Below are 5,022 nucleotides of genomic sequence, written 5' to 3'. Positions count from 1 at the left end.
GAAAGGCATTTCGGATTTTATCTGCTTTGTCTGACCGGCGTGTTGGTAGCTGGGTGGTCGGCTTTTGGAGGAGGGTGCGCAATCGGCTGCAGTGTGATTCACGATGCAGTTGGACGCCAAACATATCGGCTTTTTGCAGCGACCGGCATTTTGTGGTGGATAACTGTGATGCTGTGTTGTGTTGGCGGATGGGATGAAATAATGGATGTGGTCCTTTGGGGCGGAATGGCTGTGGAAGGAATGCTCGTAGGCTACCAGGCTTATGCTGCCCGCACGTTCTGTGCCTTGTGCATGCTTTTTGCGCTGCTGGTTGCAGTTGCGAATGTGGTGCGTGGACACCGGCACGCTTTCCGTGCGGTATCGTTGTTTTTGTTTACGCATGCGGCAATGTGGATACTGGCTTCCACCGTTGCAACGGAAACTGTCTTACGGTCACAAATTTTGAAGATGTTCGATTAGAATGAATGATCAGGGAGGAAGAATGAGGTGAAGCGTTCAGATGTGATTGCGCTGCTTAAAAGGAAATATGAGGACTCGGTATTTTTGGAGTCACTTTCGGACCATGATATTGTAAGGAAACTGGGTTTTTCCCTTCCATCCGAAATCCCTCGGGGCTGGGGCAAGGGTAAGCTCACGATTTACGCCCGGGGTTATGTGCACGGTAGCGCAGACACCTGCAAGGCTGTAATGAAAACCATAATGCAGGATGAAGAAAATGCTTGCGAAACTGATACAAATGTTGGGTCTGAACAGAAAACAGAATGACAGGCTTTGTATCGGAGATGCAATTGCATTGGAGGATATTTATCAGGTTCTTCCTCGCATACATGCAGTGTCCCTGGGATATGCCGACAGATTGCGCCACTGGATTACGTTCGGGACAACCGGCTGCGGTAAAACACGCCTGGTGGAATACCTGGTGGAACAGGATATTCGGGCTATGCGAAATGTGTGTGTTATAGATCCCAAAGGAGACATGGATCTGATTGCCAAAATCATCAGTACTGCAAAGGAAACGGGAAGGGAGAATGAGGTATGTTTTCTGTCTCCGGTATATCCGGAGATTTCAATGAGGATAAATCCCTTTTCACACTATTACCGTCCTGAAGAGATAGTACAGCATGTGGTTGCAAGTCTCCCAGTCTCAAAAGATGAATTCTTCATTGAGGTTGCTAAGGAAATTACGCTTATAGCGGTATTTTCCTTGCACTATTTGAATGCTAAGATTCGTTCCGGCAAAAGTATTACCATTGACCAACTGAGGGAACAGGTAACGCGTGAGAAACTGGAGGCGCTGAATAAAGAACTGGAATACCATCTTGGGGATCCGGAAGTCGATCATATCCATTCGGCACTTAAGCAGGTAATTGCATCCCCCGCGGACTACTTTTCGAAGATTACGTCCACCTTGCGGACAACTCTGAGTCAGCTGTCTGTGGGTTCTATCGGACAGGTGATAGGAACAACGGAGGAAAACGAGTTTATCCGCAAGCTGGAGGCTGGCGAACGGATTATCATGGTCATTCATACCGGAAGCCTTATGTTCCGGGCTCCCGCGCTCTCTCTTGCACGCATCTTTTTGTCAATGGTGCAGGCGCTTGTTGGGCGTTTGTATGCCAGCCAGCGGGCCTTTGATCCTCCGCTGATGGTATACATTGATGAAGCATCCAATGTATTTTATCCCGGTATTGAGGATTTGTTCAACAAAAGCCGCGGTGCGGGGGTAGCCATACATGCGCTTACGCAGTCTTTGTCGGATCTGGAGACATTTCTTGGCGAAGCCAGAACAAGGGTTATTATTGACAACTGCAATACTAGAATGTTCTTCAAAGTAAATGATCCGGCAACGTCAAAATACGTGTGTGACTTGGCGGGACATCGAGCTATATACAGCCCGATCTTTACTCCGGAAGGGGACATGCGCTACACCTCCAAAGAGGAAACGGTATTGGATGAGGCATCAGCGCTTAGACTGCGTCCACGGCAGTTTATCCTGTTTACTCAGCACCGCGCCTATAGGGGGAGGACGCGTGATGTTAGGCCATGCACACTTGAGCTTAACTTCAAAGAAATTATGGAAACGAATACTGTGCAGTCTCCTGCTGCCGCTGTTGATGTGCCTAGCGGGATGTAACAACATTACAGAAGTTTTTTCGCGAATTGTTGGCAGCGGTAACAACAGTATGGCACAGCTCGTACAGCAGGCCATTGCACATGATCCGAATGCGCTGAAAATGCTTAAGGAGCTTGCGAAACAAAATGACAGCGAAGCCATGCTGCATTTGGGGTACCTGTATGATAACGGATTGGCCGGTCTGGAGCAGGATCCTGAAATAGCCGTCAAGTATTTCCAAAAAGCAGCCGAGGGGGGGGTTGCTCTGGGCTGGTACAATTTGGGCATGATGTTCATGCAGGGTCGTCCACCGTTTCTGGTACGCAATCCCGCCAAGGCGAGAGAGTTTTTTCTCAAAATTGTCTCAGATCGGCATCTGGGCGGGTTGGCGTGCGTACAACTTGGCAGAATCCACGAATCAGAGAAGGATTACCAGGCGGCTTACATATGGTATTCACAGGCAACACGGAAGGGGGAGAAATGGCTCGCTCCAACTAGGCTTGGACTGTATCATTATAAAGGATTAGGAACGGTTAAGGCCCCGAAAAAGGCTGTACAGTGGCTGAAAGAGGCGTCAGAACACTGGAACAGGGAAGCCCAGTATTTGTTGGGCGTGTTATACTCCGACACCAACGCAACCTGTCATAATCCCATCCTTGCAGCACAGTGGCTTGAGATTGCAAGTTCGGGCGGGAACCCTGAGTACGTTAAATGGTATAAGGCTTATGTAGCAAACATGGACGAAAAGGAGCGTCGTGTTGCACACCAGAAAGCCAGTATATGGATAAACGGACATAGTTACCCAACTAATATCCCCAATTATGACGTTACGATAAACGTGGTTCCTATGCATAAATAGCATGTGTCCGGAAGAGGAATCGCGATGCAATCTTTGGTGCGTTCTATCATAGTATTCGGAATTTGCGGTCTTGTTGCAATAATGGCAGCAATTATGCTGCAGTATGGGGATGTTTACGGCTTTATTGTAAGTCACCTGAAGTGGATTGTGTCCTTGACATTGTGGGGTAGTTCGTCGTCTGCCTTTTTGGTGCATTATCGTCCGGTATTGGCGTGCATTTTAAGTATTCTGGCAATTGTACCCCTGCTTTGGTAAGTGTGGTGGGATATGCTTAGACAGAAAACACCAGACGGTAAAAAGTCTCTTGCTGAGTTGCCATCGCTTGCTACCGTTATGGAGATATTGAGGCGCTTGGTCATTATTGGTTCTGATCTCCGCACCGCCGCATCTTTCGAAATTACGTCAGTGGTTCGCAACATACAGTTGTTTTCCGCAGGTGTGAAACTAGCGTTTGTGGAGATTGTGCCCATACTGTTTCTGGCACCTGTTACTCTTGCCATGTTTCACGGACATGTCCCGATTGCCGGGAACATGTCCGATTCACTCGCAGTAAGACTTTATCCTATCTTGCTTCAAGTGTGGATGACATGCCTTGTTTGCATACTGATGATCCGTGAAATTCTGCGGGGAATTGGGGATCCGTGGACGCAGGGATTTGTCCGTTTCCTGGTCGGGAGAACGGTCGTGTTGTGTTTGGCCGGGATAAGTCTGTCCCTGCTGCTTTACTTTGCAACAAACACTCTCGAATTTTCAAAGGGAGTGGGTTGGCTTCCAAATTTTATTCCTCCGAAGTCAAAACTTGCCATTCACAGAATGATTTCCGGAAGTGCCTTTTGGCTTGGTTATTCTTCCACCTGGGTTCTGTGGGTAACATTCTGTTCCTCCGTAATCCCGTGGGGGGTGTATGCAATCCGAAAAGCCTTTTTGGGGTGGCGTGCCACAAAGATTGCACTTATTCGGGACTGATGCGCCTTATATGTTCCACCTTTTGGTCGGCGGACGGTTTGTTGTCGATGCCGGTATTGTCCTTTCGTACAATGTCCAGTAACGCTTTCACGTACTCCCGCATGCGCTCGGCCTGATGGTTGAGTTCGTTGGATGCGGACGCCGTCTCCTCTGCATGGGCGGCATTTTGCTGAACCACGCGGTCCAGCTCGGAGACGGCCTTGTTGATCTGCTCAATCCCTTCTGCCTGCTCGTTGCTGGCTGCGGCGATCTCTTCCACCAGCTCACCGATCTTTCGGCTTCCGGTTTCCACCCTGGCAAAGGAACTGGTAGTCTTGTCTGTCAACGAAGAGCATCTTTCGACCTTCTGCACGGTATCCTCAATAATTTCCGCCGTGCTTCGGGCGGCTTCCGCCGCGCGCATGGCCAGGTTTCGAACCTCGTCCGCCACCACGGCGAATCCAGCTCCCGCTTCGCCGGCCCTTGCGGCTTCAACCGCCGCATTGAGTGCCAGCAGGTTGGTCTGAAAGGCGATCTCATCAATGGTCTTGATGATTTTCTGCGTCTCCTGACTGGCGCTGGAAATGGCCTCGATGGCCTGGGTCAGTTCCTCAATGGCTTCCTTGGCCTCGCGAATGTCTTGATCGGACTGGTGCACAATCGACTTGGCCTGGTTGGCATTGTCCGCGTTCTGCCGCGTCATGGAAGACGTTTCTTCCAGTGCGGAGGACGTCTCCTCAATGGAGGCCGCCTGCTCTGAGGCACCTTCCGCAAGGGACTGCCCCGCCGCCGAAACTTGAGCCGCGGCCGCAGCCACCTGCTCGGAGCTGGTGTTCAAGCCGTCCGCCACCATGGTGATGGGCTTGGTGATGGACCGGGATACCAGCCAGGTGCCGACCAGTGCCAACGCAGTCAAGGCCGCCAGGAACAACAGCATCGTGAGACGGATGGCATTGACCTGGGCCTTCACATCATCCACGTAGATGCCGGATCCCACGATCCAGCCCCAGGGCTGAAAGAGTTTGACGTAGGACACCTTGGGCACCGGTTTGTCGGAACCGGGCTTGGGCCACATGTAATCCACAAACCCCGCGCCCTTTTCCCG

General features: G+C 50.7%; 6 protein-coding genes. 5 read left to right on the top strand and 1 reads right to left on the bottom strand.

The annotated features are described in order from the left end of the window. From B9A12_RS17445 to B9A12_RS16815, 5 genes are all read left to right on the top strand, one after another. Positions 1-459 (top strand): hypothetical protein (locus B9A12_RS17445; RefSeq protein ID WP_212636985.1); only part of this gene is annotated, 459 nt, incomplete at its 5' end. Positions 460-486: 27 nt separating this feature from the next. Continuing rightward, complete coding sequence (locus B9A12_RS17155) at positions 487-765, top strand: hypothetical protein (RefSeq protein WP_170920695.1); 279 nt, start codon at positions 487-489, stop codon at positions 763-765. Further along, complete coding sequence (locus tag B9A12_RS16315; protein ID WP_170920694.1) at positions 716-2,134, top strand: type IV secretory system conjugative DNA transfer family protein; 1,419 nt, start codon at positions 716-718, stop codon at positions 2,132-2,134. The genes B9A12_RS17155 and B9A12_RS16315 overlap by 50 nt, the downstream gene beginning before the upstream one ends. 49 nt (positions 2,135-2,183) lie before the next feature. Next, positions 2,184-2,972, top strand: a complete 789-nt coding sequence (locus tag B9A12_RS16310) for a tetratricopeptide repeat protein (RefSeq protein WP_170920693.1) — start codon at positions 2,184-2,186, stop codon at positions 2,970-2,972. 267 nt (positions 2,973-3,239) lie between these two features. Continuing rightward, a complete protein-coding gene (locus B9A12_RS16815) occupies positions 3,240-3,938 on the top strand; it encodes a hypothetical protein (RefSeq protein ID WP_139796700.1) in 699 nt (232 codons plus the stop codon). Here the strand turns inward: B9A12_RS16815 and B9A12_RS16305 are convergent. Then, a partial coding sequence (locus tag B9A12_RS16305) for a methyl-accepting chemotaxis protein (RefSeq protein WP_170920692.1) occupies positions 3,925-5,022 on the bottom strand: 1,098 nt, incomplete at its 5' end. The two genes, B9A12_RS16815 and B9A12_RS16305, sit on opposite strands and share 14 nt — an antisense overlap.

It is taken from the genome of Desulfacinum hydrothermale DSM 13146 (assembly GCF_900176285.1).
Classification (GTDB): domain Bacteria; phylum Desulfobacterota; class Syntrophobacteria; order Syntrophobacterales; family DSM-9756; genus Desulfacinum; species Desulfacinum hydrothermale.
This window is presented reverse-complemented; position numbering and strand designations above follow the sequence as displayed.

Coding starts and splice junctions, on each gene's coding strand:
- B9A12_RS16315 (WP_170920694.1), top strand. CDS start 716: ATGCTTGCGAAACTGATACAAATGTTGGGTCTGAACAGAAAACAGAAT.
- B9A12_RS16815 (WP_139796700.1), top strand. CDS start 3,240: ATGCTTAGACAGAAAACACCAGACGGTAAAAAGTCTCTTGCTGAGTTG.
- B9A12_RS16310 (WP_170920693.1), top strand. CDS start 2,184: ATGGCACAGCTCGTACAGCAGGCCATTGCACATGATCCGAATGCGCTG.